Source organism: Haloarchaeobius sp. HME9146 (assembly GCF_025399835.1).
Lineage (GTDB): Archaea > Halobacteriota > Halobacteria > Halobacteriales > Natrialbaceae > Haloarchaeobius.
In genome coordinates, this window is sequence record NZ_JAODVR010000001.1 from 1,804,304 (window position 1) to 1,830,834 (window position 26,531).

Annotated in this window: 24 protein-coding genes; 17 read left to right on the forward strand and 7 right to left on the reverse strand. The window is 64.5% G+C overall.

Going from position 1 to position 26,531, the window contains the following annotated elements:
• Window positions 1-2: 2 nt before the first annotated feature.
• From nuoL to N6C22_RS09360, 5 genes are read left to right on the forward strand one after another with little or no spacing between them, the layout of a single operon-like run.
• Entirely contained in the window at window positions 3-2,054 is a 2,052-nt protein-coding gene (gene nuoL / locus N6C22_RS09340) for an NADH-quinone oxidoreductase subunit L (protein WP_261650831.1), read from the forward strand.
• Window positions 2,051-3,610: a NuoM family protein gene (locus N6C22_RS09345; protein WP_261650832.1), complete on the forward strand. Its 1,560-nt coding sequence runs from the start codon at window positions 2,051-2,053 to the stop codon at window positions 3,608-3,610. The genes nuoL and N6C22_RS09345 overlap by 4 nt, the downstream gene beginning before the upstream one ends.
• The gene (locus tag N6C22_RS09350) at window positions 3,610-5,142 is read left to right on the forward strand and encodes an NADH-quinone oxidoreductase subunit N (protein WP_261650833.1); all 1,533 of its coding nucleotides are present in this window, start codon (window positions 3,610-3,612) and stop codon (window positions 5,140-5,142) included. The genes N6C22_RS09345 and N6C22_RS09350 overlap by 1 nt, the downstream gene beginning before the upstream one ends.
• Before the next feature lie 58 nt (window positions 5,143-5,200).
• Complete coding sequence (locus N6C22_RS09355; RefSeq protein ID WP_261650834.1) at window positions 5,201-6,772, forward strand: DHH family phosphoesterase; 1,572 nt, start codon at window positions 5,201-5,203, stop codon at window positions 6,770-6,772.
• Between the two features lie 40 nt (window positions 6,773-6,812).
• On the forward strand, window positions 6,813-7,613 hold the full coding sequence (locus N6C22_RS09360) for a CBS domain-containing protein (RefSeq protein WP_261650835.1): 801 nt from the start codon (window positions 6,813-6,815) through the stop codon (window positions 7,611-7,613).
• A gap of 130 nt (window positions 7,614-7,743) precedes the next feature.
• Here the strand turns inward: N6C22_RS09360 and tuf are convergent, their stop codons facing one another.
• A complete protein-coding gene (gene tuf, locus N6C22_RS09365) occupies window positions 7,744-9,039 on the reverse strand; it encodes a translation elongation factor EF-1 subunit alpha (RefSeq protein ID WP_261650836.1) in 1,296 nt (431 codons plus the stop codon).
• Window positions 9,040-9,166: 127 nt separating this feature from the next.
• Here tuf and N6C22_RS09370 point away from each other — a divergent pair, with 127 nt between their 5' ends.
• The 8 genes from N6C22_RS09370 to N6C22_RS09405 all read left to right on the forward strand — a co-directional run bounded on the left by N6C22_RS09370 (window position 9,167) and on the right by N6C22_RS09405 (window position 16,522).
• Window positions 9,167-10,225 (forward strand): PAS domain-containing sensor histidine kinase, encoded by a 1,059-nt coding sequence (locus N6C22_RS09370; RefSeq protein WP_261650837.1) that lies wholly within the window; start codon window positions 9,167-9,169, stop codon window positions 10,223-10,225.
• Window positions 10,226-10,288: 63 nt separating this feature from the next.
• On the forward strand, window positions 10,289-10,477 hold the full coding sequence (locus N6C22_RS09375; RefSeq protein WP_261650838.1) for a hypothetical protein: 189 nt from the start codon (window positions 10,289-10,291) through the stop codon (window positions 10,475-10,477).
• 57 nt (window positions 10,478-10,534) lie between these two features.
• Window positions 10,535-12,235: a methylmalonyl-CoA mutase family protein gene (locus N6C22_RS09380; protein WP_261650839.1), complete on the forward strand. Its 1,701-nt coding sequence runs from the start codon at window positions 10,535-10,537 to the stop codon at window positions 12,233-12,235.
• Window positions 12,236-12,416: 181 nt separating this feature from the next.
• Window positions 12,417-13,328, forward strand: coding sequence for an ABC transporter ATP-binding protein (locus N6C22_RS09385; RefSeq protein WP_261650840.1), 912 nt, complete (start codon window positions 12,417-12,419; stop codon window positions 13,326-13,328).
• Window positions 13,325-14,176: an ABC transporter permease gene (locus N6C22_RS09390; RefSeq protein ID WP_261650841.1), complete on the forward strand. Its 852-nt coding sequence runs from the start codon at window positions 13,325-13,327 to the stop codon at window positions 14,174-14,176. The genes N6C22_RS09385 and N6C22_RS09390 overlap by 4 nt, the downstream gene beginning before the upstream one ends.
• Window positions 14,177-14,238: 62 nt before the next feature.
• Window positions 14,239-14,586 (forward strand): hypothetical protein, encoded by a 348-nt coding sequence (locus N6C22_RS09395; protein WP_261650842.1) that lies wholly within the window; start codon window positions 14,239-14,241, stop codon window positions 14,584-14,586.
• Window positions 14,587-14,924: 338 nt separating this feature from the next.
• Complete coding sequence (locus N6C22_RS09400) at window positions 14,925-15,635, forward strand: hypothetical protein (RefSeq protein ID WP_261650843.1); 711 nt, start codon at window positions 14,925-14,927, stop codon at window positions 15,633-15,635.
• Window positions 15,636-15,793: 158 nt separating this feature from the next.
• Window positions 15,794-16,522, forward strand: a complete 729-nt coding sequence (locus tag N6C22_RS09405) for a hypothetical protein (RefSeq protein ID WP_261650844.1) — start codon at window positions 15,794-15,796, stop codon at window positions 16,520-16,522.
• A gap of 29 nt (window positions 16,523-16,551) precedes the next feature.
• Here N6C22_RS09405 and N6C22_RS09410 read toward each other — a convergent pair whose 3' ends face one another.
• A complete protein-coding gene (locus N6C22_RS09410; RefSeq protein WP_261650845.1) occupies window positions 16,552-17,289 on the reverse strand; it encodes a hypothetical protein in 738 nt (245 codons plus the stop codon).
• Between the two features lie 117 nt (window positions 17,290-17,406).
• On the opposite strand from N6C22_RS09410, the gene N6C22_RS09415 reads away from it, so the two are divergent.
• The gene (locus N6C22_RS09415; RefSeq protein ID WP_261650846.1) at window positions 17,407-18,186 is read left to right on the forward strand and encodes a hypothetical protein; all 780 of its coding nucleotides are present in this window, start codon (window positions 17,407-17,409) and stop codon (window positions 18,184-18,186) included.
• Between the two features lie 69 nt (window positions 18,187-18,255).
• A complete protein-coding gene (gene acs / locus N6C22_RS09420) occupies window positions 18,256-20,250 on the forward strand; it encodes an acetate--CoA ligase (protein WP_261650847.1) in 1,995 nt (664 codons plus the stop codon).
• A gap of 38 nt (window positions 20,251-20,288) precedes the next feature.
• On the opposite strand, the gene N6C22_RS09425 is transcribed toward acs, so the two are convergent.
• The 4 genes from N6C22_RS09425 to N6C22_RS09440 all read right to left on the reverse strand — a co-directional run bounded on the left by N6C22_RS09425 (window position 20,289) and on the right by N6C22_RS09440 (window position 23,585).
• Window positions 20,289-20,573, reverse strand: a complete 285-nt coding sequence (locus N6C22_RS09425; protein ID WP_261650848.1) for a cox cluster protein — start codon at window positions 20,571-20,573, stop codon at window positions 20,289-20,291.
• Window positions 20,574-20,819: 246 nt separating this feature from the next.
• A complete protein-coding gene (locus N6C22_RS09430; protein WP_369684403.1) occupies window positions 20,820-22,673 on the reverse strand; it encodes a cbb3-type cytochrome c oxidase subunit I in 1,854 nt (617 codons plus the stop codon).
• Window positions 22,674-22,753: 80 nt separating this feature from the next.
• Window positions 22,754-23,116 carry a DUF6684 family protein gene (locus N6C22_RS09435; RefSeq protein WP_261650849.1) on the reverse strand — a complete coding sequence of 121 codons (363 nt, stop codon included), beginning with the start codon at window positions 23,114-23,116 and terminating at the stop codon, window positions 22,754-22,756.
• 52 nt (window positions 23,117-23,168) lie between these two features.
• On the reverse strand, window positions 23,169-23,585 hold the full coding sequence (locus tag N6C22_RS09440; RefSeq protein WP_261650850.1) for a cox cluster protein: 417 nt from the start codon (window positions 23,583-23,585) through the stop codon (window positions 23,169-23,171).
• 182 nt (window positions 23,586-23,767) lie between these two features.
• Between N6C22_RS09440 and N6C22_RS09445 the strand changes: the two genes are divergently transcribed.
• Together N6C22_RS09445 and N6C22_RS09450 are read left to right on the forward strand one after the other, a co-directional pair.
• Entirely contained in the window at window positions 23,768-24,934 is a 1,167-nt protein-coding gene (locus tag N6C22_RS09445; RefSeq protein ID WP_261650851.1) for a thiolase domain-containing protein, read from the forward strand.
• Window positions 24,935-24,989: 55 nt separating this feature from the next.
• Window positions 24,990-25,379, forward strand: a complete 390-nt coding sequence (locus N6C22_RS09450) for a Zn-ribbon domain-containing OB-fold protein (protein ID WP_261650852.1) — start codon at window positions 24,990-24,992, stop codon at window positions 25,377-25,379.
• Window positions 25,380-25,742: 363 nt separating this feature from the next.
• Here N6C22_RS09450 and N6C22_RS09455 read toward each other — a convergent pair whose 3' ends face one another.
• Window positions 25,743-26,171 carry a hypothetical protein gene (locus tag N6C22_RS09455; RefSeq protein WP_261650853.1) on the reverse strand — a complete coding sequence of 143 codons (429 nt, stop codon included), beginning with the start codon at window positions 26,169-26,171 and terminating at the stop codon, window positions 25,743-25,745.
• Between the last annotated feature and the right edge of the window lie 360 nt (window positions 26,172-26,531).

Consider the following 26,531-nt stretch of genomic DNA (forward strand, 5'->3'; position numbering starts at 1 on the left):
CGATGGCAGGAGAACTCGCATTCGAACTCGCGCCCGCGATCGCGGCGCTACCGTTCGCGTCGTTCCTGGTCGCACTCGCGCTCGGGAAGTACATGCCGAAGAAGGGAGGCGTCGGAGGCCTGGCGGCCACCGGCGGTTCGCTCGTGCTCTCGCTGTGGCTGGCGATCACCGTCTTCGGTGGCCACACGTACCACACCGAACTGCTGACGTGGGGGCCCACGGAGGCCATCAACCTCCACTTCGGCGTGCTCATCGACCCGCTGTCGTCGATGATGCTCGTCATCGTCTCGCTCATCGCGTTCCTCGTCCACATGTTCAGCCTCGGCTACATGAACGACGAGGGCGAGACGGGGCTTCCCCGGTACTACAGCGAACTCGGGCTGTTCACCTTCTCGATGCTCGCGTTCGTCATGGCGGACAACATCCTCATGGCGTTCATGTTCTTCGAGCTGGTCGGCCTGTGTTCGTACCTGCTCATCGGCTTCTGGTTCCGTCAGGACGGCCCGCCGTCGGCCGCGAAGAAGGCGTTCCTCGTCACCCGCTTCGGTGACTACTTCTTCCTCATCGGCGTGGTCGGTATCATCGCGACGTTCGGGACCGGCCTGTTCGTCAGCACGGAGTCCCAGGCGTCGTTCCCGGAACTCGCCGCGGCCGCCCTCGAGGGTGGCTCGGCCGGTGTGACCACGTACCTCGGGATGGGTCCCGAAGCGTGGTTCCCGGTTCTGGGTCTGCTCGTCCTCGGTGGCGTCATCGGTAAGTCCGCGCAGTTCCCGCTGCACACGTGGCTGCCGGACGCCATGGAGGGTCCGACGCCCGTCTCCGCACTCATCCACGCCGCAACGATGGTCGCCGCAGGTGTGTACCTCGTCGCCCGGATGTACGGCTTCTACGCGCTGCTCCCGACGGTGCTCGCGCTCGTCGCGCTCACCGGTGGGTTCACCGCGCTGTTCGCCGCCACGATGGGCGTCGTCAAGGACGAGATCAAGCAGGTGCTGGCGTACTCCACCATCTCGCAGTACGGGTACATGATGCTCGCGCTGGGTGGCGGTGGCTACGTCGCGGCGACCTTCCACCTCATGACCCACGCCTTCTTCAAGGCGCTGCTGTTCCTCGGTGCTGGTTCGGTCATCATCGCCATGCACCACAACGAGGACATGTGGGACATGGGCGGTCTGAAGGACAAGATGCCCGTGACCTACGCCACGTTCCTCGCCGGGTCGCTGGCGCTCGCGGGCATCGTCCCGTTCGCCGGCTTCTGGTCGAAGGACGAGGTGCTGTTCAAGACGCTCGTTCACGGCCTCGGCACGGACGGCATGCTCGGCACCCTGCTGCTCCTGGCCTACGGAATGGGCCTGCTCTCGGTGCTGTTCACCGGCTTCTACACGTTCCGCATGGTGTTCCTCACCTTCCACGGTGAGGCCCGGTCCGACACGGCGCGTGACCCCCACGGGGTCCGCTGGAACGTGAAGGTCCCGCTCGTCGTCCTCGGCGTGCTCGCGACGTTCGCCGGGTTCGTCAACGCGGTGCCGGTGCTCGGCATCCACGAACTCGAGCACTTCCTGAACATCGGCGCTCACCACGGTGGTGAGGCGTTCGCCAACCTGTCGGTCGAGCACTACCAGACGCTCATCAAGGACAGCGCTGGCATCGGTACCGCCGACTTCAGCATCCTGGCCAGCTCGGCCCTCTCGCTGGGCATCGCGCTGACCGGTGTCGGCCTCGCGTACTTCCTGTACGGTCGTGACGCGACGCCCACCGAACACACGGCCAAGCTCGGCCCCATCAAGACCCTCTGGTACAACAACTACTACCAGGACGAGTACCAGGTCTTCCTGGCCGAGAACGTGACCCTGCCCCTGTCGAAAGCGGCTGATACCTTCGACCAGGGCGTCATCGACGGCGTCGTCAACGGCGTCTCCAGTGTGAGCCTCACCGGCGGGTCGCGCATGAAGAAGATCCAGACGGGTGTGGTGACCAACTACGCTGCCCTGCTCTCGCTGGGGCTGGTCATCCTGCTCGTCATCGTCGGTATCACAGGGGGGTGGTTCGCATGATAAACGGCACGATAGAAGCGCTGATCGCGATTACGTTGGTCGGATCGTTCGTCGTCATGGCCAGCTCTGACCGCTACGCGGCCAAGCTGGCGACGGCCTGGAGCCTGCTGCCGGTCGGTGGCAGCCTGTTCATGTGGGCCAACTTCGACGGAGAGAAGAACGCGCTGCTGGACGACGGCGTGCTGGCGTTCCAGAGCCAGGAGACCTGGCTCTCGCTGGGGCCGCTCCCGGACATCCAGTGGTTCGTCGGTGTCGACGGTATCAGCCTCCCGCTGATCGTCCTCACCACGGTGCTCACGACGCTCGCACTCGTGAGCGCGTGGACGCCCATCGACGAACGGCAGTCCCAGTTCTTCGGACTGGTGCTGTTCCTCGAGGCGGGGCTGCTCGGCGTCTTCACGGCGCTGGACTTCTTCGTCTGGTTCGTCTTCTGGGAGGCCGTCCTCGTCCCGATGTACTTCCTCATCGGTATCTGGGGTGGCCCGCGCCGCAAGTACGCGGCCATCAAGATGTTCGTCTACACGAACGTCGCCTCGCTGGTGATGTTCATCGGCTTCGCCGCGCTCGTGTTCGGCCTGGGCGTCGACTCGTTCGGCCTGCCCGCCGTCACGGAGGCGAGCCTGAGCGCGAACCCCGCCGCCGAGACGTTCTTCGGCGTGAGCGTGGAGACACTCAAGGTCGCCGCGTTCTTCGCGATGTTCGCCGGCTTCGCAGTCAAGGTCCCGGTCGTTCCGGTCCACACCTGGCTGCCGGACGCCCACGTCGAGGCACCGACCCCGGTGTCGGTGCTCCTGGCGGGCGTCCTGCTGAAGATGGGTACGTACGCCCTGCTTCGGTTCAACTTCACGATGATGCCGGAGGTCGCGACCGTCAACGCGCCCATCATCGCGGCGTTCGCGGTCGTCTCCATCATCTACGGCGCGATGCTCGCGCTCGCACAGAGCGACCTCAAGCGCATCGTCGCCTACTCGTCCGTGTCCTCGATGGGCTACGTCATCCTGGGTCTCGTCGCCTACACGCTGTACGGCGTCGGTGGCGCGACCTTCCAGATGATCTCGCACGGCCTCATCTCGGGCCTGATGTTCATGGCCGTCGGTGTCATCTACAACACCACGCACACGCGCATGGTGACCGACATGTCCGGCATGGCCGACAAGATGCCGTACACGGTCGGTATCCTCATCGCCGGTGCGTTCGGCTACATGGGCCTCCCGCTCATGTCCGGCTTCGCCGCCGAGTTCTACGTCTTCCTGGGCTCGTTCCAGGCGACCTGGGGCTCCGGTCTGGTGAGCGCGCAGGTGTTCACCGGCCTGGCGATGTTCGGCATCGTCATCGTCGCTGGCTACCTGCTCTTTGCGATGCAGCGCACGCTGTTCGGGGAGTTCCGCCTCGAGACCGACTACGAGGTCGGCCCGGCACCGCTGCACGACATCGCACCGCTGGCTGCACTGCTCATCATGATCATCGCGCTGGGCGTCGCCCCTGACATCTTCTTCGAGATGATCAAGGACGCGACCGGCCCGGTCGCCGACCTCGTCAGTGGAGGTGGTGCCTGATGTCAGGACACATGGAACTGCAGTGGCTCGCCCCGGCGCTCGTGCTCGGGCTGACGTCGCTGCTGCTGCTCGTCGTCGACAGTATCGACCCGCGAACACAGAACCGCGGCCTGCTCGCCGGCATCTCGACCGCCGGTTCGCTGACCGCACTCGTCACCGCGGTCGCACTGCTCGGCACGTACGGTGACCTCGCGAACGCGCCTGCGATGCCGCTCGGTGAGGCACTCGTCGTCGACCAGATGGCGCTGCTGTTCGCCATCATCGTCGCGAGCGTCACCGCCATGGTGAGCCTCGCGAGCTACAACTACATCGAGGACCACAGCTACCAGGCCGAGTACTACGCGCTCGTCCTGCTGGCTGCGACCGGCATGACGCTCATGGCGTCGGCGAACTCGCTGGCGACCGTGTTCGTCAGCCTCGAACTCGCCTCGCTGCCCTCCTACGCGCTCGTCGCGTTCCTGAAGAAGAACAAGGGCAGCGTCGAAGCCGGTCTGAAGTACTTCCTCATCGGCGCGCTGTCGAGTGCCGTCTTCGCGTACGGTATCAGCCTGGTGTACGCCTCCACCGGTTCCCTGCTCCTCTCGGACGTGCAGGCAGCCATCGGTGGCGACTCCTCGGGCCTGCTCGGCATGGGTGTCGTGATGGTCGTCGGCGGCATCGCCTTCAAGACCGCCTCCGTCCCGTTCCACTTCTGGGCGCCGGAGGCGTACGAGGGCGCACCCGCCCCCATCAGTGGCTTCCTGTCGTCCGCTTCGAAGGCGGCCGGCTTCGTCATCGCCTTCCGTGTGTTCACGGAGGCGTTCCTGACGGTCTCGGAGTCCGCCGGCCAGTTCATCGTCCTCGGCGCGGACTGGGTGCTCGTCTTCCAGATTCTCGCCGTCGTCACGATGACGCTCGGTAACTTCGCCGCAGCGACCCAGACGAATGTCAAGCGCATGCTCGCGTACTCCTCCGTCGGCCACGCCGGCTACGTCCTCATCGGACTCGCCGCGCTGACCGGCGGTGGCCCGAGCGTCGCTGCCAAGATCGAGGCCGGACAGTTCGTCCTCGCCGGCAGCATGATGCACCTGTTCGTCTACGGGTTCATGAACACGGGCGCGTTCCTGTTCATCGCGCTCGCCGAGTACTGGGGCGTCGGTCGGACGTTCGAGGACTACACCGGACTCGGTCGGAAGGCCCCGCTGGCCTCCGTCGCGATGACGGTGTTCATGTTCTCGCTCGCCGGCCTGCCGCCGTTCGGTGGCTTCCTCAGCAAGTACCTGCTGTTCGGTGCGGCAGTCGACAGCGGGTTCTGGTGGCTCGCCGCGTTCGGTGCGGTCAACAGCGCCCTCTCCCTGTTCTACTACAGCAGGGTCGTCAAGGCGCTGTGGATCGACGACCGTCCGGAGAGCAAGAAGCCGCTCAGCATCGGCAGCCGCCCGGTCGGCATCTACACCGCCGTCATGTTCGCGGCCGTCATCACGGTCGTGATGTACGGCTTCTTCGGCCCGCTCTCTGACGTGGCCGTCGACGCCGCTGGCGCGCTGCTGTAGGCCGCATATCGCCTCTTTTGGTCGGTAGGTTTTACCGTTCGGAGTGGCAACGCCGGATATGGTCTCCCGGGTCGTGTTGGGGTGTGGTGCGGTCGGGCAGCGCCTCGCCGAGAAGCTGTCGGACTGGTACGGCATCCAGCGTGTCGTCTGCGAACGACAGAGCCGCGTCGAGGCGCTCCGCGAGGAGGGCGTCGACGCGCTCAACGCGGACCCGACCGACCCGGACGTGCTGGTCGACCTGGGCGACGTCGACGTCGTCGTGGTCGCCAGCGACGAGCCAGCACAGAATCGGGCTATCGCCCGTGCCGCCAGAACGCGATTCGCCGACGCGTTGCTCGTCGCCTACGCTGGTGTCGGCGCGACACCCGCAGAGGACGCCGAACTGGCGGGCATAGCCGACCGACTCATCGACCCGGAGACGGCGTTCGCGGCCGTCGTGGTCGACCGGGTCGCCGGGGAACGCGCCGAGGATTCACTCGAACTCCGGCGCGTCCTCGAAGACATCGACGGGACGCTCGCGGTCGTGATGCACGACAACCCGGACCCGGACGCCATCGCGAGTGCGGTCGCCCTGGCACGGCTCTCGAAGGCGGTCGGCACACCGGCGGAAGCCTGTTACTTCGGTGAGATATCCCACCAGCAGAACCGGGCGATGGTGAACCTGCTGGACCTCGACCTGCGGAACCTCGAGCGAGACGACGAACTCGGCGAGTTCGGGGGCTTCGCCCTGGTCGACCACTCCCGGCCGGGAGTGAACGACCAGTTGCCCGAGGAGCTCCACGTCGACATCGTCGTCGACCATCACCCGCCCCGCGGCCCGATACAGGGGACGTACCAGGACCTCCGGTACGACGTGGGGTCCACGAGCACGTTGCTCACCGACCACTTCCATCGGTTCGGGGTGTCACTCGACTCGACGGTCGCGACGGCACTGCTGTACGGCATCCAGATAGACACCCAGGAGTTCTCCCGGGAGGTGTCGACGCTCGACTTCGAGGCGGCGGCGACGCTCCTCCCGCACGTCGACGAGGTGGTGTTAGAGCGAATCGAGGCACCGAGCATCAGCGGGGATACGCTCGACACGATGGCGCGCGCCATCGAGAACCGGCAGGTCCGCGGCTCGGTCCTCGTGACCGGTGCAGGGCGAATCAACGACCGCGACGCGCTCCCGCAGGCGGCGGACAAGCTCCTGACGATGGACGGCATCACCACGACACTCGTCTACGGGTTCATGGAGGGGATGGTCTACATCTCCGCGCGCGCACAGGGCACCGACCTCGACCTCGGGGAGACGCTCCGCTCGGCGTTCGACCAGATCGGCAGTGCCGGCGGGCACGCCGATATGGCGGGCGCACAGATACCCATCACGGACGCGTTCGGGGAGTTCGAGAGCGACGACGACCGTGACGAGGCGATACAGGAGGTCATCGAAGAACGCTTCTTCGAGGCGACCGAGCAACTGCCGGCCTCGGTCCGCCGAACGCGCTACAAGGACGGCAGCGACCGGAGCGGGAAACTGGAGTTCACGTTCGACGGGGGCAGTGAACTCCCGCTGTTGCTCCCCTCGAGCGGGTCGGACAGTGACGAGGACCCGACGCTGGACGACGGCCTCACCGTCGCCGACGAGTGACGCAGAAGGGCTTTTCCCGCCCGCGCCAGTTCTGTGGTACATGGACGACGAGTCGAGCGACCACGGGAAGCCACGAGTGAAGGAGTACATGACACAGGACGTGGTGACCGTCTCGCCTGACGCGACGGTGCGCGAGGTCGCAACGCGCATCGCAGAGAGCGAAGAACACAGCGGCTTCCCGGTGTGCGACCGACGCCGTGTCGAGGGGTTCGTGAGCGCGCGAGACCTGTTGCTGTCGGCGGACGACGAGCCCATCTTCAAGGTGATGACGACGGACCTCATCGTGGCCCATCCGGACATGAAGGTGACCGATGCGGCGCGGGTCATCCTGCGCTCGGGTATCCAGAAGCTCCCGGTCGTCGACGATGCGGGCAACCTCGTCGGCATCATCTCGAACGCGGACGTCATCCGCAGCCAGATCGAGCGCGCGACCCCGGAGAAGGTCGGGAAGCTCCGGCGGACCCTGGAGAGCATCCACGGCATCAAGCTCGCACAGGAGCGTCGCGAGGTGGCGCTGCGCGACCTCATCCCGACGCAGAAGAAGGTGTACGCCGACGAGCTGGAGGGCCGGCGCTACGAGCTAGAGCGCGGGCTGGCCGAGCCGCTGGTCGTCATCGACAACGGCGGGACGCTGTTGCTGGCGGACGGTCACCACCGGGTCATGGCGGCCGACCGTATCGGCATCGAGGAGATGGACGCCTACGTCATCGTCATCGAGGAGCCCATCGAACTCGGGATGGCGAAGACGGCAGAACGCGAGGGGCTGCGCTCGCTCGAGGACGTGAACGTGGTCGATTACGCACGGCACCCGCTCGTAGAGACGACGAAACGACTGCAGTAGGGGCGAACAGGCAGTACACGGCCGAACACGGGTCGCTGTACTACACAATCGCGGGGCGACCCGTGGCGGACGGTCAGGACATGCGCGCTCTGGCCGCGGGTTCGCACAAAAATTCTCGGTCAGCGTTGGCTCACGCGGCTTTCTTCTTGTCCTTGGCGCTGACCTTCGGCGTCACCTCGAGGACCTTCCCGGCGGCGATGGTCTGCCCGGAGTCACGTAACGCGAAGCTCCCGATCTCGGGGAGTTCGGCCGCGCTCTCGATGACCAGCGGTTTCTGTGGCCGCAGGGTGACGATGGCGGCGTCACCGGCTTCGATGTAGTCGGGGTTCTCCTCGACGACCTCGCCCGTCTTGGCGTCTATCTTCTTGTCGATGGATTCGAAGGTGCACGCGACCTGTGCGGTGTGGGCGTGCAGGACCGGCGTGTACCCGGGCGTGATGACCGAGGGGTGTTGCATGACGATGACCTGTGCCTGGAAGGTCTCGGCGACGGTCGGCGGGTCGTCGGCGGGACCGCAGACGTCACCGCGCTTGATGTCGTCCTTCCCGACGCCGCGGACGTTGAAGCCGACGTTGTCGCCGGGGACTGCCTTCGAGACCTCCTCGTGGTGCATCTCGATGGAGGTCACCTCACCGGTCGACCCGGAGGGCATGAACGTGACGGACATCCCGGGTTCGAGGGTGCCGGTCTCGATGCGGCCGACGGGAACCGTTCCGATGCCGGAGATGGTGTAGACGTCCTGGATGGGGAGCCGGAGCGGGGCCTCGGTCGGCATCTCGGGCTCTGGCAGGTCGTCGATGGCCTCGAGGAGGGTCGGGCCGGAGTACCATGGGGTGTGCTCGGAGTGTTCGGCGACGTTGTCACCCTCGAACGCGGAGATCGGGATGAAGGTCGCGTCGTCCGAGCGGAAGTTGACCTGCTTGAGTAGCTTCATCACGTCGTCTTTGACCTCGGTGTAGCGCGCCTCGTCGTAGTCGACCATGTCCATCTTGTTGATGCCGATGATGAGCTCGCCGATGCCGAGCGTACGCGCGAGGAACACGTGCTCGCGGGTCTGCGGGGCCACGCCGTCGTCTGCGGCGACGACGAGCACCGCGTTGTCGGCCTGGGACGCGCCCGTAATCATGTTCTTGACGAAGTCGCGGTGACCGGGTGTGTCGACGATGGTGAAGAAGTACTTGTCCGTGTCGAAGCGCTTGTGGGCGATGTCGATGGTCAGCCCGCGGTCGCGTTCTTCCGCGAGGTTGTCCATCACGTACGCGAACTCCCAGCCGCCCTTGCCCCGGGATTCGGCCTCTTCGCGGTACTGCTCGATGATGTGCTCGGGGACGTTGCCTGTCTCGAACAGGAGCCGACCGACGAGCGTGCTCTTGCCGTGGTCGACGTGTCCGATGATAGCCAGGTTCTGGTGGAGTTTTTCTGCCATGAAGTCTCACCGGTCGCTACCGCACTGGTAACGTACCTTCTATAATATTCGTTCGTGAAGATAATCTGCCTTTCGCGGTGTGGTCATGGGCAGAAGGCCTTACCAGCTCCGTCTGTAGAGATGGACCATGGATGAGAGACGCGACGACAGACGGCTTCTCTCCGGGTTCCACGATTCCCTCGAGGACGCCATCTACGTGTTCGACGAGGATCGGGTGCTCGTCGACGCGAACGCACGGGTCGGAGAGGTGAGCGGACTGGGTCGCACAGAGTTGCTGGGCTGGACCTTCGACGACCTGGTCGAGACGTACGTCCGGCCTGACGACGCCGAGCCGATGACGGCTGCGTACGACCGGGTCGAAACGGGGTCCTCGAAGACGGAGCGGCTGGAGTTCGAGCTGGTCATCGAGGGTGAGGAGTCGGTCCCGGCCGACGGCCGGTTCAACAGGCACGAGACGTACGTCATCGTCGTCGTCCGGAACCTCGCAGAACTCAAAGAGCGCGAGCGTGTGGCAACGGAACTCACCGAGCAGCTGGAGGTGCTGAACCGGGTGTTGCGTCACGACATCCGGAACGACATGAACGTCGTGCTCGGGTGGGCCGGCGAACTCGAACACCACGTCGACGACGGACAGGCCCGCACCTACCTGTCGCACATCGAGGAGGCCGTCGAACACACGGTGGAACTCACGAAGGAGGTCAGGGACCTCGCGGAAGCACTCACAGCCGGGGAGTCGGTCCCGAGCAAGCCGCTCGACCTGGCGACCGTGGTCCAGAGTCAGGTCGTCAAGGGCCGGAAGAAGTTCCCACAGGCGACCATCTCGTACACCTCTGACGCGTCCTCCGCGCCCATCCGCGCGAACGAGATGGTGTCGTCGGTGTTCGGGAACCTGATCAGTAACGCGGTCATCCACAACGACGAGGACCACCCGACCGTCGAGGTTTCGCTCACCTGCGGTGACGATGTCGCGACGGTCCGGGTCGCGGACGACGGCCCGGGCATCCCGGACTCCCGGAAGGAACTCGTCTTCGGGCGCGGAGAGCACGGCGTGGACAGCCCCGGCACCGGTATCGGCCTCTACCTCGTGGACAAACTCGTCCACGGCTACGACGGGACGGTTCGCATCGAGGACAACGAGCCTCGTGGCACCGTGTTCGTGGTCGAGTTGCCCATCGCGGACCCGTAACCCGGGAACGTATCACCGTACTAACGGTCGACTTCTTGTCGGGGCGAACCGTCAGCCGTTCGTATGGATGCGGAGACACGAGCGACGGTATTGACGACGGTCGGCGTGACCACGGCACTGCTGGCGATGGGGCTGCTCGTCGTCGTCGTCGCGCCAACCGGTCAGTCGAGTACCCCGGTGGTGGTCTCTCTGCTCTCGGGGGTCGTGGCCGCGGGAATCGCAGCCATGCACCATCGTCGCACGACGCGGTAGCGGAATCGAACCGCACGCAACCGAACGCTTTTGCCCTGGCTGGCAAAAATTACGGCCATGTACGACGAGGACGAACTCGCGGACATTCGAGCGTCGCGCGAGGACTGGGAGGAGGAGACACTGGAACCGGTACTGGACCGGTTCGGGGAGCGAAAGGACCGGTTCGCGACCATCTCGAACATGGACGTCGACCGGGTCTACACGCCCAACGACGTCGATGACCTGGACTACGACGAGGACCTCGGGTTCCCCGGCGAGCCACCGTACACCCGCGGCCCGTACCCGACGATGTACCGCGGTCGTACCTGGACGATGCGCCAGTTCGCCGGCTTCGGCACCGCCGAGGAGACGAACGACCGCTTCCACTACCTCATCGACGAGGGCCAGACCGGGCTCTCGACGGCGTTCGACATGCCCAGCCTGATGGGCAAGGACTCCGACGACCCCCTCTCCGACGGGGAGGTCGGCAAGGAGGGCGTCGCGGTCGACACGCTCCGTGACATGGAGATCCTCTTCGACGGCATCGACCTCGGCGAGGTCTCGACTTCGTTTACCATCAACCCGTCCGCTCCCGTCATCTTCGCCATGTACGTCGCCCTCGCCGACCAGCGTGGCGTCCCCCGTGACCAGATCAGCGGGACCATGCAGAACGACATGCTGAAGGAGTTCATCGCACAGAAGGAGTGGGTCATTCCGCCCGAACCCAGCCTCGACGTGGTCACCGACACCGTCGAGTTCGCCACCGAGGAGACCCCGCGCATCCACCCCATCTCGGTGTCGGGGTACCACATCCGCGAGGCCGGCTCGACCGCGGTCCAGGAGCTCGCGTTCACCCTCGCCGACGGGTTCGCCTACGTGGAGGACGCCATGGACCGCGGCCTCGACGTCGACGACTTCGCACCCCGGCTCTCCTTCTTCTTCAACTCCCACAACTCCATCTTCGAGGAGGTCGCGAAGTTCCGCGCCGCACGGCGCATCTACGCCCGCGTTATGGACGAGTGGTACGACGCCGAGAAGCCCGAGTCCAAGCGCCTGAAGTTCCACACGCAGACCGCCGGCCAGTCGCTCACCGCCCAGCAGCCCCTGAACAACGTCGTCCGCGTCACCATCCAGGCGCTCGCGGGCGTCTTCGGCGGCACCCAGTCCCTGCACACCAACTCCTTCGACGAGGCGCTCGCGCTCCCCTCGGAACGAGCAGTGCGGGTCGCCCTGCGAACCCAGCAGATCATCGCCGAGGAGTCCGGGGCGGCCGACATCGTCGACCCGCTCGGCGGGAGCTTCGCCGTCGAGGCACTCACCGACCAGGTCGAACAGCAGGCGATGGAGTACATCGAGCATATCAGGGAGATGGGCGAGGGCTCGGTCCGCGACGGTGTCCTCGAGGGCATCGACCAGGGCTACTTCCTGCGGGAGATCCAGGAGGCCTCCTACGAGTACCAGGAGCGCGTCGAGAGCGACGAGGAGATCGTCGTCGGCGTGAACAAGTACACCATCTCGGAGGACACCGAACCGGAGATCCTCAAGGTCGACGAGGAGGTCCAGCAGAAGCAACTCGACCGGCTTGCCCGGGTCAAGGAGGAGCGTGATGACGACGCGGTCCAGGCCCGCCTCGACGATCTGCAAGCCGCTATCGAGAACGACGAGAACGTCATGCCGTACATCGTCGACGCGGTCAAGGAGTACGCGACGATGGGCGAGATAATGAAGGTGTTCGAGGCGGAGTACGGCGCGTACTCCGAGCAGATCGGGCTGGCCTGAACCGGTTTTCTTTTGTATTCGAGAGCGCCAACGGTGATGGTCAAAAGAACCCATACTTTATCTGGTTGTTTCTTTAGGTTATGGTATTCGGGTCCTCCAGTCCACAAATGCCCTTATTTCCGATAGTAGACCAGTAGTTCGAAAATAATAAATCACGTTCGGGACAATTCTCGCAGCAGAGATGACCGCGATAGAAACGCGAGGACTGACGAAAGAATACAACGGGGTGACAGCCGTCGACAGTCTCTCGTTGACGGTGGAGGAGGGCGAGATATTCGGCTTCCTCGGCCCGAACGGGTCCGGGAAATCGACGACCATCAACATGCTACTGGACTTCGTTCGACCGACGCGAGGGACGGTCTCTATCTTCGGTCTCGACCCACAGAGCGAGTCGCGCTCCGTCCGGCAACACATAGGCATCGTTCCGGAGGGATACGACCTCTACGACCGACTCACCGCGCGAAAGCACCTCGAGTTCACCGTCGAGATGAAGGATGCAGCGTGCGACCCCGCCGACATCCTCGAACGCGTGGGGTTGAGCGGGTCCGCCGACCGGGCCGTTGGCGGCTTCTCGAAGGGGATGCGGCAGCGTCTCGCGCTCGGCATGGCCCTCGTCGGTCGACCCGACCTGTTGATACTCGACGAACCGTCGTCCGGACTCGATCCGAACGGCGCACAGGAGATGCGCGAGATAGTGATGGAGGAGGTCGACCGCGGTGCGACCGTCTTCTTCTCCAGCCACGTGCTAGAGCAGGTCGAAGCCATCTGTGACCGGGTCGGCATCATGCGGAACGGGTCGCTCGTCACCGTCGACACGATAGCGGGACTCCGCGAGGCGACAGGTGGTGGGTCCACCGTCGTGTTGTCGGTCGACGAGAATCCGACGGACCACGGGCTGGACGAAATCGATGGTGTTTCGGCGGTGACCGTTGGCGACGGTGAGGTGCGGGTCACATGTACGGACCCCGGCGTGAAGTCGTCCGTCATCGCCACGGTCGAGGCTGCGGGCGTGTCGGTCACCGACATCTCCGTGGAGGAGGAGTCACTGGCGGACCTGTTCGCCGAGTACACCACCCAGGAGGTCGACGCATGAGTTCGTGGACCACCAGCACGGTTTCTATCTCGAAGAAGGACTTCGCGGATGCGGTTCGCTCGCGACTGCTCTGGGGCCTCGTCGCAGTACTGCTCGTCGTCTCGGCGTCGCAGACCCTGAGTCTCCTCTCTCTCTCCGATGCCGTCTCGGGCGAACGGGCGGTTCGAGTGCTCGCGCTCAACCTGAAGAACGTGGTTCCCATCGTCGGCCTCATCGCGGGCTACAAGGCCGTCGTGGGAGAGCGCGAATCCGGGAGTCTCCGCATCCTGCTCGGGATGCCGACGACGCGTCGAGACGTCGTCCTCGGGAAGTTCCTGGGGCGTGTCGCCGTCGTCGGTGTCGCACTCTTCGTCGCGATGGTCGGCCTCACCGTGGTCCTCCTCACACAGTTCGAGGGACTGGCTGGACCACAGTCCCTGGCGATCGTTGCGCTCGTGTTCCTCTACGGGTTCTCGTGGGCCGGGCTGGCGGTCGGTGTCTCTGCCGGTGCGTCCACCCGGTTCCGTGCGATGGCCATCGTCTTCGGCCTGTACACGTTGTTCGCGATATTCTGGCAGGCGCTGGTGCTCCCGCTCTTTGCGATGTTGTTCACCGGGAGCGCGGACACGAGCGGATTCGAGCCGATAGCGCTCGCCGAGGGGCCATCGTGGTACCTGTACGTTCAGCGGCTCAACCCGGTCGAGGCGTACGAGGGGGCCCGGATCTACGTCCCGTTCCTGTTCGACCCCGGTTTCACCGGGACGCTCCAGCACGCGCCGAACCTCTTCGGGGTGGCCATGCTGGTCTCGTGGGCGGTCGTCCCGCTCGTCGTCGGATACTGGCGGTTCGGTCGGTCCGATCTGGGATGACGATGGTCGGGTTAGATTCACTCTTCGAGACTCGCGACCGACGGCTCCTCGGTGCGGCAGCGGTGGCAGTAGGTATCCTCCTCGCCGTCGCCGTCGTCTCGTACATCGCGTTGGTCAGTCCACACCTCCAGATAGACGACATCGAACCGCCGACTGAACTCGACGGCGAAGCCACCTTCGCGGTGACAGTCACGAACGGAGGGATGCAGTCGTGCGACGCCCGATTCATCGTGAAGTTCTACTCCCAGCCGAATCACGAAGGCGAGCTCGTGACGCGCCGGGGGACCACGTCTACCGTCCTCTCCCCCGGTGAGCGAACGACGTTCAGGGCGGATGTGCAGGTGCCAGACCGGGCCCAGTCTGCCCTCACCGACGTCCGGTGTACGAACCGGTTCCCTTCGCTGTTCTGACCGGCTCCGGGCACGCTTTCGAACTGATTTCAGGGCAAACACTGTCTTCGGCCGAGAACTAATGATTTACAGATACTATCTAGATTGATATAGTGTAATTTAGATATTGTGTCTGGGACGTTCAAAAACCAATTTTCTGGAGGGGAACAAGGTGTTCTCGACGGTTGAATTCGAATAATCGAAAGACAGGGCAGGGAATATCGTAATGAATCTACTCTCCATCCCGATGGTGATTACCATAAATACACTCAAATGCCAAGATATTATAACATAATTAAAATTGTTATATCAATTTTTATCGAAACTATTTTTACAAACACATCAATAGAAATCATTGCATGTCAGATGGAAATAAGACGCGTGCAAAGCTGCTAGAGAGCATCGGTACGACCGCGGAATCCGCTTCGAAGGACCGCCGCGGGTTCATCTCTCAGGCGGTTGCAACGGTCGCTGGTGCTGGCGTTCTCGCCGGGCTCTCCGGCAGCGCGTCCGCAGAGCCGACGACGGAGAAACGAAACGGCCCCGGTCACGACCTGGGCAAGCGCCCCGTTGACCTCAAGAAGGCAAAGGCAGGCCTCGCCCAGGCCAAACCGCTTCTCCGACGTCTCGCCGACGAGGGGTATCTGCCCTCGGCGTCCGCCGACGCCTTCCCGACGCGACCGATGGCCGACAGCGGTAAGGGTGGGATCGGCCGGTACGAGGTCGACGACGGCAAGAGCGTCCAGACAGTGTACGTGACGTACACGGAGACCGCTCGCGTAACCGTGAACATCCCGCACCACGGGCACGCGTTCGCGATGGTCGCGCCCAAGGACAGCGACACGAAGGTCATGGTGGACATGCCCGGGAAGGGCCGGAGCGGTGGTGCAGTCGCCAACGCACCCACTGCAGAGGCCTATGAGACGATGGACACCGGTCTGTCCACGCAGAGCTGTGGCGGATGTGTGTGCACCAGCGCACCGTTCTGTGTCTTCAAGAACTTCAAGAAGACGGCCTGTGAGAACCTGGTCGACGGCGAGTGTGTGAGCACCTCGTCCTGCGGTTGCTGAAACGACGCTAACACGGCTCCCGGCCGAACCTCATTTTTCCAATACCACTCATCAAACATGAGCTACCATCACCCATGACCGGTGCAGCGAACGTATTGATCGAACGATTCGGGAACCCAGAGTACACCGGCGACAGGCGATGTATCCCGTGTACCCTGGTGAACACGGCAATCGCCGGTGGTCTGGCACTGACCGCGTGGTGGGCTGGTTCCACCGAGCTAGGTGGCACGGTCTTCGTCGCCTCGCTACTGGTAATCTACCTCAGGGGCTACCTCGTTCCCGGCACTCCGACCCTGACGAAACTGTACCTTCCAACCGCCGTCCTTCGACTGTTCGACAAACACGAACCGTCACTCACGGCCGGCACGGCGGGTGACGCGGTCGACACCAGCGCCTGGCTCCGCGAACACGGGCTGGTTTCTCCCTGTGACGACCGGGACGACCTCTGTGTCTCGCCGACGTTCGAGCGCGCGTGGACCGCAGAGATGGCGGCCATCGACGAGGGTGAGTACGACCGAGGGCTCCTGGTGAACGTCGTCGACGTCGGACAGGACGATGTCGAGTTCCGGTCGTACGACGACTCGTTCGTCGCCCGTGCGGCGGATACGCGCGTCGCCCAGTGGGAATCTGAGGCAGCCTTCGTCGCCGATGTCGCTGCCGCTCGCGTCCTCGCCGACCGGGTCGACGGGTGGACGACGCTCTCAGGAGCGGTCCGTGGAGAGTTACTCAACGGGCTTCGTCTCTTCGTCCCGTCCTGTCCGGCCTGCACAGGGTCGCTCGCGTTCTCCGAGGACACCTACGAGTCGTGTTGTCGAACGCGGGACGTCACGAGGCTCGAGTGTACCTCGTGTGGCGAACTGGTGCTCGAGCAGTCGGTTGGAGAGTAGAGACAGCTTCGAAGCAGCTGCGGAGACCGCTACTCGACGATTTCACCCACAGTCGCGTCCCCGTCGATGTCGTACCGGGCAGCCCGGAGGGTACCGATCCGTGCTCCCGGACCGACCGTCACCCTGTCACCCTCGACGGTCTCGACGTCGGCGTGTTCGATCTCGATGTGCTCGCCGACCACGCGGTCCGAGACGAGGAAGCCGTCTTGCTCCCCGCGCCTGATGGTGACGTGGTCTGCCTCGATTGCCTCGACAGCTGACTCGCTGCCGAGCGACAGCGAGACCTCGTCGGCCGTGAGCCGGTCGCACTCGATGCCGCCCCGGACCTCGACGGAACCGGCGTGGATACGTCGGCAATCGATAGCTCCGTGGACCTCGACGGTGTCGGCCGAAATCTCGCCACCCTCCAGCGCGCCGTGGACCGACAACTCGTCGGTAGCCAGGTCGGCGAACTGCCCTGCGCCCTCTATGGAGACGCCGGCAGCCGAGGTCGGCCCGTCGACGCCGATGCTGCCGGTCACGGTGAGCGTGTCCGTGTGCAGGGGACCGGTGACGCCAAGCGTCCCGGAACAGGAGATGGTGTCGGCGTTGACGGGACCGTCGACGCTGACCGGACCGGCGATGTCGGCCTCGGCCGCGTCGAGCGCTGCGGCGATGGAGACCGGTGCGCAGGCCTCGAACCGGGTGCAGGTGACGGCGTCGTAGTGGGCAGGCTTCGTGACGACGACGGTGTCGCGGTCGATGCTGGTGGGTGTCTTCGTGGACATGCGTCTAGCCGATTCGCGCCTGTCCTCTTCAATCTATCCTAGAATGTGAGTCAGTTGTGAGTCTCATGTGAGTTAGAGCAGACAAACTTATGTCTGCAGGGGGAGTAGCTGGAAGCGATGAGCCGAGAGATTCGCATCACGATAGACGACGACGAGGTGTTCGAGCGCATGAAGCGTCGGAAAGAGGCGCTCGACCTGTCGTGGGAGGAGACGCTGCGTCGCGGCCTGGACCAGGATGGACGAGGCGCAGATGACTCACATAGGACTCACACATCTCCCCGTCGGCCCCCAACCCCACCGGCACCTCACGATCCCCGCCGGCACCACCGGCGACGAGGCAGGGGACGGGGAGGCCGCGAGGGCGACGACCAGGCACACGACGAGTTCGGTCCAGGTCACGACGACTTCGGTGACGTGAACCCGTTCGACCCCGAGTTCCAGGACCGACTCCGGGCACAGATAGAGTCCTCGGTCCAGGAGTCGCTCTCCGGCGTCGAGACCGCGATGCGCCACGTCGAACAGGTCACGGGCGGGCTGGGCGACGAGATAGACCGTCTCTCGGACGCGGAGGACGCGGTCCTCACCTTCGCCGACCTCCCGGACGACCCCGAACATCAGGTGCCACTGCGCGTGAACCTCGCGACGAGCGCCGACGGCCTCGATGTCGAGGTCGTCACCATCCGGCAGGGCAAGGGAACTGACGGAATGAACCGCTTCGCGCAGGGCGACCGGAAAACCATCACTGAAACCATCGCGACCGGCGGGACGGGGCTGCTCCGACTGCAAGACGGCGCGGAGGAGTACGCGGTCGTCCCGCGGCTCACCTGGGGGCGCACCGGCGACGGCGAGCCCACGGTGACCGGTGTGGAGATCGTCGACGTGGTGTTCGGCGAGTAGCGGGCAAACCCGCCGCCAGCGGCGGGGGCCGGGGGGAATTTTTATCCCCGCGATGCGTGAATGAGTACCATGGCCGACGACAGCGATGCACCCGAGGTCGAACTGGAAGCGAGACTGGCCGAACAGGACTCGTTCGAACCACCGGCCGCGTTCGTCGAGCAGGCGAACGTCTCGGACCCGGGCATCTACGAGGAGTTCGAGGAGAACTGGCCCGAGTGCTGGGAGCGTGCGGCCGACCTGCTCGACTGGGAGCAGGAGTACTCCGAGATACTCGACGACTCGGAGGCTCCTTTCTACGAGTGGTTCGGGGACGGCACACTCAACGCCTCGTACAACTGCATCGACCGGCACATCGAGAACGGCCGGAAGAACCAGGCCGCCATCCGCTGGGAGGGCGAGCCCGGCGAGACGCGCACCTACACCTACCAGGATCTCTACCGCGAGGTGAACGCGTTCGCGGCCGCCTTGCGCGAACTGGGCGTGGGCGAGGACGATGTCGTCACGCTGTATATGCCGATGGTTCCGGAGCTGCCCATCGCCATGCTGGCGTGTGCCCGCATCGGCGCGCCGCACTCGGTCGTGTTCGCAGGCTTCTCGGCGGACGCGCTCGCGACTCGCATGAACGCGGCGGATTCGGAGTACCTCGTCACCTGTGACGGGTACTACCGCCGCGGCGACGCCCTCAACCACAAGGAGAAGGCGGACCGCGGGCTGCGAGGGGTCGACCACGACGTCGAGACCGTCGTCGTGGACCGACTCGGCGACGAGCTCAAACACTTCCTCGGCCAGCATCACCACGACTACGCTGACCTCGTCGCCGCCCACGAGGGCGAGGAGGTCGAGCCGGTTGAGCGCAGCGCCGAGGACATGCTGTTCCTGATGTACACCTCCGGGACCACGGGCCAGCCCAAGGGCGTCAAGCACACCACGGGTGGCTACCTCGCCTACGCGGCCTGGACCAGTCACGCCGTCCTCGACGTGAAGCCCGAGGACACCTACTGGTGTGCCGCGGACATCGGCTGGATCACTGGACACTCGTACATCGTCTACGGGCCGCTTGCGCTCGGGACCACCACGATGATGTACGAGGGCACCCCGGACTACCCCGACCGCGACCGCATGTGGGACCTCGTGGACAAGTACAAGGTCGACGTGTTCTACACCGCACCGACCGCCATTCGCGCCTTCATGAAGTGGGGCACGAAGTACCCCGAGCGCCACGACCTCTCCAGCCTGCGCCTCCTGGGAACGGTCGGCGAGCCCATCAACCCGCGGGCGTGGAAGTGGTACTACAAGCACATCGGCGACGAGTCCTGCCCGGTCGTCGACACCTGGTGGCAGACCGAGACCGGTGGCATGATGATAACGACCCTGCCCGGTATCGGCGACATGAAACCCGGGTCGGCCGGCCCACCGCTCCCCGGCATCTCTGCGGACGTGGTCGACGCGACGGGTGACCCGGTGGAAGCCGGACAGGCCGGCTACCTCGTCGTGAACAAACCCTGGCCGGGGATGCTCCGGACGCTGTACCGCAACGACGACCGGTTCATCAGCGAGTACTGGCAGGAGTACTCCGACCCCGACGCCGACGAGTGGGTGTACTTCCCGGAGGACGGCGCGAAGATAGACGAGGACGGCTACATCACCGTGCTCGGCCGGGTCGACGACGTCATCAACGTCTCCGGGCACCGCCTCGGCACGATGGAGATCGAGTCCGCCATCGTGGGCGTCCCCGGCGTCGCTGAAGCCGCCGTCGTCGGTGGCCATCACGAGGTCAAGGGTGAGGCAGTGTACGCCTACGTCATCACCGAGGACGGCTACGAGGGCGACGAGTCGCTCCGCGAGAAGATCATCGACGGCGTCGACGAGGCCATCGGCCCCATCGCGAAACCGGAGCAGGTCATCTTCACGCCCGAGCTCCCGAAGACCCGCTCGGGCAAGATAATGCGCCGGCTGCTCGAAGACATCGCGAACGACGAAGAACTCGGTGACACCTCGACGCTCCGGAACCCGGAGGTCGTCGAGGACATCGCCGAGAAGGTCCGCGGCGAGTCCGAGGAGTAGGTCCCCGGCTCGTTGCTCGAACTCCTAGAAAACGGCCCCTATTCCGCGACCGCGTCGTCGTCGTACCGGGAGACGAACCTGACCAGCAACAGCAAGAGACCGAGGCTGATGCCGACCATCGCCATCCCGTAGAGTGCGAAATTGAGCGGCGTCACGGCGAACTCGATACCGGCGATGCTCGCCACGTCCACGTCGCGGCCGACGTCGACCGGGAGCAGCACGCCCACAGCTGCCCCGAACACGCCAGACAGCGCGACGACGACGACGTAGACCGTGAGGACGACCCGGTTACCCTGGAATCGACCACTGATGGAGTTGCTCACACCAGAGGCTTGGCCCTGGTAACGATTAGCCTTTCCTTCTCGGACCCTAAGCCGGCGACATGACCGAAAAGGAGCTCATCGGCCTCGTCCTCGGTGCCATCGTCGTCCTGATGTTCGTGACCGGTTTCGTCCTCGTCCTGAGCTAGCGGCGGCACCACTCCGTCCTGCAGTACTCGAAACCGACCAGTCACGACGCCCGACCACGTCGCTCAGCGAGTGAACCGCCCGAAAAGAGGTGTCGACTGATTACTCGTCGTCGACGACTTCGCCGCCGTCCGTCGCGACCTCTTTCTCTTCGCCGCCGTCGGCGAGTGCTGTCTCCTGCTGGTCCGCGAACCAGTCCCACTCGTGGGAGGGGAGGCCGTCCTCTTCGAGGTTCCACGGGTCCGGACCGACGCGCGGGCCCTCGAGGTAGGATTCGACCATGTTCCACAGCCAGATGACCGTCGCGACGAGGAGGATGAACGCCCCGACCGTCGCGAGCTGGTGCATCAGCGTGATGAGGTTGATGGGACCGACCGTGATGCCCGCGTAGCCGGCATACCGGCGCGGCATCCCGGCGTAGCCCATCAGGATCATCGCGAAGAACGTCAGGTTCGTCCCGATCATCGTGAGCCAGAAGTGTGCCTTGCCCAGCTTGACCTGGTACATCCGGCCGGTGACGAGCGGGAACCAGTAGTAGACGCCCGCGAACACCGCGAACGCGATAGCGCCCATGATGACGTAGTGGAAGTGCCCGACGACGTAGTACGTGTCGTGGAGCAGGAAGTCGACGGGGACCGCGGCGAGGAAGACGCCGGTCACACCGCCGATGATGAAGTTCGAGATGAACCCGACACAGAACAGCATCGGGGTGGTGAGCCGGACCTTCCCGTTCCACATCGTCGTGATCCAGTTGAACGTCTTCACCGCACTCGGAATCGCGATGGCCAGCGAGACGGCCATGAACGAGGCGCGGATGCGCGGGTCGATACCGGACGCGAACATGTGGTGCGCCCAGACGCCGAAGCTCAGCACGCCGATGGCCAGCGTGGAGTAGACGACGAACTTGAACCCGAACAGCTTCCGGCCCGAGAACCGTGGCAGCACGTAGCTGATGATGCCCATCGGGGGCAGCACCAGGATGTACACTTCGGGGTGACCGAAGAACCAGAACAGGTGCTGGTAGAGGATGGTGCCGCCGCCCTCCGCCGTGAAGAACGTCGTCGCGAAGTTCCGGTCGAGCAGCAGCATGACGAGCGCGCTGCCCAGCAGCGGGAACGAGAACAGGATGAGCGCGGACTGGGTCAGGATGGTCCACGAGAAGATGTCCAGCTTGTCCCAGCCGACGTCCTCACCGCGTTCCGCGAAGATGGTCGCGATGAAGTTGATGGCACCCATGGTGGCCGAGACACCGGTCAGGTGCAGGCCGAGCAGCATGAGGTCCGTCCCGGCGTTGAGCTGGGCGATGGTCTGTGCGGCGCCACCGGTCGCGGTCTGTGCCGTCGACTGCGGCGGGTACATCGTCCAGCTGATCATCGAGGGTGCGATGCTGTCCATGAACGGCGCGAGGAAGAACCCGCCCCAGATGAGGACCGCGCCCGGCGGCAGCAGCCAGAACGCGATGGCGTTGATGCGCGGGAACGCCATGTCGTCCGCGCCGATGAGCAGCGGGATGAGGTAGTTCGAGAACGCCGCGAGGATGGGCGTCCCGAAGAGGAACAGCATCGTGATGCCGTGGCTCGTGAGCAGGGAGTTGTACAGGAGCTGTCCCTGGCCCATGCCGGCGGCCTCGGCGAGCGCCGAGGTCACGTCGACCTGGGCGGTCGCGAGTTCGGCACGCATGACGACGACGGCGAGGCCGCCCCACGCGAACGCGACGATGGCGTAGATGCCGTACAGGATGCCGATGTCTTTGTGGTCGACGGTGGTGAACCACCGAATCAGACCGCCTGGTTTCTCTTCGTGGCCGTATCCGGTCTCACGACTGACGATACCCGTGCCACCGCCGGCCAGCGGTGTGTATGAGCGCCAGTCCTCGAGGCGTGTCACGAAGAAGGCCACGCCGAAGAGGACCACCGCCATCAGGGCAGTCAGCAGTATCTGTCCGCTAAGGTCCATGTGGAGGGCTGAGGGTTACACCCTAAAGAAAGATTCGGGACGCCCGCGGTGTGTCGATTCGGAGAGAAAAACCGTGAGCGTTATTCGGCCGTCGCAGCCTCGGAGGCGGGTTCGCTCTCGTTCTCGGCGACATCGGCTTCCGCGTCGTCGTTCGTGCCGTACGCCCGGTCCTGGTGTTCCTGGGTCATGTGTCCTTCACCCTCACTCTCGTGTGCGTCACCTTCGATCGCGAGCGCCGAGAAGTACGTCAGAATCGCCAGCAGGACGAACGGCGTCACGATGAGGGCGAACATCAGGATGGAGTACGTCGAGTCCCACGAGAACGGGCCGTACACCATCGGCACGAACAGGACGAGGAAGAACAGCATGATTCCCAGCGGAATGATGTTGACCGTGAGGTCAAGCAACGTATCCTTGTCGAATATCTTCCGTTGTTGCGCCATCGTTGTCGGTGGCTTCGGCGCGGCGACCAAATAGGTTGTTGATTCGGTGCGGTCAGGGTGCGGTCGACCCGTCGAGTGAGGTCTGGAACAGTCCGACCACGGCAGCGACCAGCGTCACGACGCCTGCCATGGCGATGGCGACGCCGCGGTACGCGATTCTGTTGTCGACCCCGACGAGTTCTGCGCCACCGAGGGTGCCACCGAAGTCGACGAACAGGTAGCCGCCGATGAGCACGAGGACGGCCGCGAACGCGGCCATGATGGTCCACGGCTGGTCGACGTACCCGGTCTCTGCGAAGATGCCGGCGATGCTCCCACAGAACATGAGCAGTCCGAACACCGAGATGGGAAGGCTGCCGAACAGCACGCCGACCTCGGAGACGGCGAGCCCGACGGCGATGAGCATGGGCCAGGCGCTCGCCTTCGGTCGCTTCGGCGCGCGTGTGGATGACTGCGATTCCTCTGCCATGGGAGCGATTTGGGAACGGAGGTATAAACACGTCACGAACACCCGCGTGTGCCACGCGAGCCCCACCGGTGTCAAGAAATTGTTTCAGAACCGAGTTAACAATTCTTCGGATTCAGCGCTTCTCTGGGCCGTCCACGCGTTAACCACGACATATTAAACGCCTGCCGGAGTAGTCGAGGACGATGACAGAGGTACGAATCGCAGGTGTCGGACTCACGAAGTTCGGTGCCTCCCCGGAACGCACGGGCCGGGACCTGTTCGCGGAGGCTGGACTCGACGCCCTCGAGGACGCTGGGGTTGGGAGAGAGCACGTCGAAGCCCTCTTCTACGGCAACTTCATGGGCGAGCTCGCGGAACACCAGGGCCACCAGGGGCCGCTGATGGCGGAAGCCGTCGGCGTCGACGCCCCGTCGACCCGATACGAGGCGGCGTGTGCCTCCTCCGGTGTCGCGGTCCGCGAGGCGGTAAAGAACGTCCGGAACGGTGAGAAGGACGTCATACTGGTCGGCGGTGCGGAACGGATGACGAACCTCGGGACGGCGGGCGCGACGGAGGCGCTCGCCATCGCGGCCGACGACCTGTGGGAGGTCAAGGCCGGGATGACGTTCCCGGGCGCGTACGCCCTGATGGCGAACGCCTACTTCAGCGAGTACGGCGGCACGCGCGAGGACCTGGCCGCCATCGCCGTGAAGAACCACGAGAACGCGGTCCCGAACGAGAAGGCCCAGTACCAGCGCGAGATATCGCCGGAGACCGTCCTCGACGCGCCGATGGTCGCCGAACCGCTGGGGCTGTACGACTCGTGTCCTATCTCGGACGGCGCGAGCGCGCTCGTGCTCGTCTCGGACGAGTTCGCCGAGGAGCACGACCTCGACGCACCGGTCGCCATCTCGGGCTCGGGCCAGGGCGGGGACCTGATGGCGCTGCACGACCGGGACTACCTCGCGCGCTCGCCCGCGGCCGACGAGGCCGCCGAGGAAGCGTACGCGGACGCCGGTATCTCGGCGAGCGACGTGGACGTCGCGGAGGTCCACGACTGCTTCACCATCGCGGAGGTGCTGGCGATGGAGTCCCTCGGTCTCTTCGAGGTCGGTGAAGGCATCTCGGCCGCCCGCGAGGACAAGACCACGCGCGAGGGTGACCTCCCGGTCAACCTCTCGGGCGGGCTCAAGGCCAAGGGCCACCCGGTCGGCGCGACCGGCGCGTCCCAGGTCGCCGAGCTGACCCAGCTCCTGCGCGGGGACCACCCGAACAGCGAGTACGTCGAGGGTGCGACGACCGGCGTCACCCACAACGCGGGTGGGACCGTTGCCAGTGCTGTTGTCCACGTCCTGGAGGTGGTCGCATGAGCGAACGCACTGAGCTCCTGCGACTACGCCGGACCGCAGGTCCGGAGGTGATAGCATGAGCGACGGAACCGCGGTCAATGCCGGCTACGACGACTGGCTCGACGCCATCGAGGAGGGCGCACCGTACTACCTCGAGGGTCCCGAGGGCGACGGCTGGCTGCCGCCCCGGCGTGTCGACCCCGCAACGGGCTCGACCGACCTCACGGAAGAGGCACTGCCGGAGACGGGCGAGATAGAGACGTTCACCATCGTCCACGTCCCGACGCCGAACTTCAGCGAAGACGCGCCGTTCGCGACCGCAATCGCCCGGTTCGGGCCGGTCCGCGTGACCGGCATGGTCGTCGGCGTGGAGATGAGCGATGTCGAGGTCGGCATGACGGTGACGCTCGGTGTCGAGGAGACGAAGACGACCGGCGACCGCGTCATCGTCTTCCGCGCGGAGTAGGAAACCTCTCCGTACGATTTTTCTGAGGAGCCCGTTCTGAATCGCCGGTTTCAATCGATTCTCTGCGGCGATGCCATCGGCGACGGACGCGGTGTCGAGATTCAATCCCACCAGAAATCCGTCTATCGCAGTCAACAACGTGGGCTGCGTTCACGCACGACACGGTGAAACAGGCGGTTGGGAAGGTGTTGCACGTATCGTTGAGTAACTCCCCCAGAACCATTCGGCTCATTTCCACCTTGTCTGCTCGTCGATATCTGGCCGTCCAGAGCCGTCCGGGCTCTCAAGTTCGAGCGCACGCAAGGCAGCTATCACGAGTACGAAAAATATGCGAAATCTGTCCGGTCCGGTCGAAGTGTCACGTCACATGAGCCAGGTGTACTTGTCTTCCTGTGGGTCGCCGCAATCATCCTCCGACCCAGCAGGCCAATCTTGGCCGTCACATTGCATGGCTTCGTGCCCGACCATCATGTCTATCGTCTTCCCGGCGGGATTGCCTATCGGTTGGACCTCTCCGATGGCGTGCGCGCGGACCTCGCCTGCGAGCTCTCGCTTCTCTCGACCTTCGAGGTTGCACTTTTCGAGTGCTGCTTCAGCCCATTCGTCGGCGTCGTACCACAGGCTGATCTCCGAGACTTCTGAATAGCGGATTACCGCTACTGTGTCCTCCCCGTAGTCGTCTTCGCAGGTGATCTTGTCCTTGTAGTCGATGGACGTGGTTTCGGCGGTTCCGCTCGCTGCTACGGGAGTGGCCAGCATCAGCACCGTAGCAAGCGCGAGTGCGCCCAGCACAGTCGCAGTAGGTTTTGCAGGCATTGGATTGGTGTTTCGTGCTCGATTTGCGTACGATACGGTTCTGACAAGTTGGCATAGATATTAATTCCTTCTGTGGGTTTGGGCAGTGTCACCATCTGACATACTGGTGGCCAACCTTCGTGCTTTCGACCCAGGAAGGGACCAGCTGGAACCATGGCTACCGTGGCCACTCCACCGGTCTGAACCAGGAACCCACATCGGGTGGTCCGTTATCGTTCGATAGCTACCCGGGCCCCCGGGACGACGAAAAAACGCGGACGGAGACGCAAAAACAGGTACGCTACTGCTCGCCCGTCTCTTCGACGTCTATCTCGACCGCGTCGGTCGAGCTGTCGC

What these genes read in the sequence shown, in the direction of transcription:
- N6C22_RS09380 (WP_261650839.1), top strand. Translation starts at nt 10,535, where the DNA reads ATGTACGACGAGGACGAACTCGCGGACATTCGAGCGTCGCGCGAGGAC.
- N6C22_RS09435 (WP_261650849.1), bottom strand. Translation starts at nt 23,116, where the DNA reads ATGGCGCAACAACGGAAGATATTCGACAAGGATACGTTGCTTGACCTC.
- N6C22_RS09445 (WP_261650851.1), top strand. Translation starts at nt 23,768, where the DNA reads ATGACAGAGGTACGAATCGCAGGTGTCGGACTCACGAAGTTCGGTGCC.
- N6C22_RS09415 (WP_261650846.1), top strand. Translation starts at nt 17,407, where the DNA reads ATGAGCCGAGAGATTCGCATCACGATAGACGACGACGAGGTGTTCGAG.
- N6C22_RS09355 (WP_261650834.1), top strand. Translation starts at nt 5,201, where the DNA reads ATGGTCTCCCGGGTCGTGTTGGGGTGTGGTGCGGTCGGGCAGCGCCTC.
- N6C22_RS09360 (WP_261650835.1), top strand. Translation starts at nt 6,813, where the DNA reads ATGGACGACGAGTCGAGCGACCACGGGAAGCCACGAGTGAAGGAGTAC.
- acs (WP_261650847.1), top strand. Translation starts at nt 18,256, where the DNA reads ATGGCCGACGACAGCGATGCACCCGAGGTCGAACTGGAAGCGAGACTG.
- N6C22_RS09400 (WP_261650843.1), top strand. Translation starts at nt 14,925, where the DNA reads ATGTCAGATGGAAATAAGACGCGTGCAAAGCTGCTAGAGAGCATCGGT.
- N6C22_RS09370 (WP_261650837.1), top strand. Translation starts at nt 9,167, where the DNA reads ATGGATGAGAGACGCGACGACAGACGGCTTCTCTCCGGGTTCCACGAT.
- N6C22_RS09430 (WP_369684403.1), bottom strand. Translation starts at nt 22,673, where the DNA reads ATGGACCTTAGCGGACAGATACTGCTGACTGCCCTGATGGCGGTGGTC.
- N6C22_RS09390 (WP_261650841.1), top strand. Translation starts at nt 13,325, where the DNA reads ATGAGTTCGTGGACCACCAGCACGGTTTCTATCTCGAAGAAGGACTTC.
- N6C22_RS09410 (WP_261650845.1), bottom strand. Translation starts at nt 17,289, where the DNA reads ATGTCCACGAAGACACCCACCAGCATCGACCGCGACACCGTCGTCGTC.
- N6C22_RS09385 (WP_261650840.1), top strand. Translation starts at nt 12,417, where the DNA reads ATGACCGCGATAGAAACGCGAGGACTGACGAAAGAATACAACGGGGTG.
- N6C22_RS09450 (WP_261650852.1), top strand. Translation starts at nt 24,990, where the DNA reads ATGAGCGACGGAACCGCGGTCAATGCCGGCTACGACGACTGGCTCGAC.
- tuf (WP_261650836.1), bottom strand. Translation starts at nt 9,039, where the DNA reads ATGGCAGAAAAACTCCACCAGAACCTGGCTATCATCGGACACGTCGAC.
- N6C22_RS09345 (WP_261650832.1), top strand. Translation starts at nt 2,051, where the DNA reads ATGATAAACGGCACGATAGAAGCGCTGATCGCGATTACGTTGGTCGGA.
- nuoL (WP_261650831.1), top strand. Translation starts at nt 3, where the DNA reads ATGGCAGGAGAACTCGCATTCGAACTCGCGCCCGCGATCGCGGCGCTA.
- N6C22_RS09440 (WP_261650850.1), bottom strand. Translation starts at nt 23,585, where the DNA reads ATGGCAGAGGAATCGCAGTCATCCACACGCGCGCCGAAGCGACCGAAG.
- N6C22_RS09375 (WP_261650838.1), top strand. Translation starts at nt 10,289, where the DNA reads ATGGATGCGGAGACACGAGCGACGGTATTGACGACGGTCGGCGTGACC.
- N6C22_RS09350 (WP_261650833.1), top strand. Translation starts at nt 3,610, where the DNA reads ATGTCAGGACACATGGAACTGCAGTGGCTCGCCCCGGCGCTCGTGCTC.